This is a genomic window from Devosia sp. (assembly GCF_017307565.1).
In the GTDB taxonomy this organism is placed as follows: Bacteria; Pseudomonadota; Alphaproteobacteria; order Rhizobiales; family Devosiaceae; genus Devosia.
In genome coordinates this window covers 1-1,411 of the sequence record NZ_JAFKHD010000366.1, presented here as the reverse complement: position 1 = coordinate 1,411, position 1,411 = coordinate 1, and the positions used below count along the sequence as shown (strand labels likewise).

Genomic DNA, 1,411 nt, shown 5'->3' with positions numbered 1-1,411 from the left:
TCGACGAGCCGATAGCCCAGACGCTTGGCGATCACTTCCTGGATGGCCTCGATTTCCTCGTTGCGGAACTCGATGACGAGGCCGGAACGGATATCGATGAGATGGTCGTGGTGCTCGTCGGGGATGAGTTCGAAACGGGCGCGGCCGTCCTTGAAGTCATGTTTGGTGACGAGCCCGGCCTCTTCGAAGAGGTTGACGGTGCGATAGACGGTCGAGAGCGAAATGCGCGGGTCGATGGCCGAGGCGCGGCGATAGAGTTCTTCCACGTCCGGATGGTCGGAGCTTTCCTCGATCACGCGGGCAATGACGCGGCGCTGGTCGGTCATGCGCATGCCGCGGGCGACGCAGGCTTCTTCCAGGGTCGGTTCGGACGGCGCTTTGCTCATGCCATGTCTTTCTGCCTGGTCGCGATCTGGACCGGGTTAACCAAGATCGCGCGCCATGACAAGCGCCGTGGCCGCGCTGCCATCGGGCTTGGCATAATAGCCTTTTCGCGACGAGATGGTCGAGAAGCCGAGCCGCTCGTAGAGTTTGACGGCCGGACGGTTCTCGGCATCGACTTCGAGGAACATTTTCCGGGCCGGGGACATCATGAGGTCGGCAAAGACGGCATCGAGCAGCGCCCTGCCCACGCCCTTGCCGCGCCATTTGGGGTCGACCGCAATGGTCAGCAATTCACTTTCATCGGCAACGAGGCGGATGAGCGCGAAGCCGGCAATGCGGCGCTTGGCGTCGCACGCGACATAGGCCGGGGTGGCCCCATCGGCGAGAAAGCCGATGAAATCGGCCACCGGCCAGCCGCGGAAAAATCCCTGCTGGTGCAATTGCGCCAGGCGCTGCGCGTCCTGGGTCTCGGCGGGTTCGACATGCAGCCCGTGCGGGGCCATCCAGAGCTTGTGCATCATACGCGCCTCGGAATGCGCGCCGCGTTCTGCGGCTTGGCGTCGGCATCGCGGATATAGGCGGCATGCGGCGGATAGGCCGAGGGATCGGCGGCGGCGGCAAAACGGACCATGGCGGAGAGGTCGACAAAGGGCGATTCGATGAGCGTGCCGCTGGCCGGCACGCGGCTGCGCGCTTCTTCGATCGGCAGCAATTGCGGCTCGCTTTCGGCGACGCCGGGCGCGGAGAAGGACTGAAAATAGGCTTCGCCCCGGCGGGCATCGAGCAGCACCGTGACCGGGCCGCTTGCAACGCCGAGCGACAGGGCGAGAAGGCTTGGAACACCAATGACAGGCAGATGGCGCGCGAGCCCCAGGCCGCGGGCGGCCGAAAGGCCGATGCGGAGGCCCGTGAAGGAGCCGGGGCCGGTGGTGGTGGCAATGCGCTCCACATCGGCATGGGTCAGGCCATTGCGGGCGAGGAGGGCGCCCAGGCGATCGAACAGGATTTCCGCGTGGCCCGTCGCGAT

Annotated in this window: 3 protein-coding genes; all 3 read right to left on the bottom strand. The window is 65.6% G+C overall.

The window, feature by feature from the left end:
* Positions 1 to 386, bottom strand: a 386-nt coding sequence (locus tag J0I64_RS15335; RefSeq protein WP_291409787.1) for a Fur family transcriptional regulator, incomplete at its 3' end; no start/stop codon positions are given.
* Between the two features lie 36 nt (positions 387 to 422).
* The gene (gene rimI / locus J0I64_RS15330; protein WP_291409785.1) at positions 423 to 905 is read right to left on the bottom strand and encodes a ribosomal protein S18-alanine N-acetyltransferase; all 483 of its coding nucleotides are present in this window, start codon (positions 903 to 905) and stop codon (positions 423 to 425) included.
* Positions 902 to 1,411: tRNA (adenosine(37)-N6)-threonylcarbamoyltransferase complex dimerization subunit type 1 TsaB (gene tsaB / locus J0I64_RS15325; protein ID WP_291409783.1), on the bottom strand; the 510-nt coding region annotated here is incomplete at its 5' end. The genes tsaB and rimI, both read right to left, overlap by 4 nt.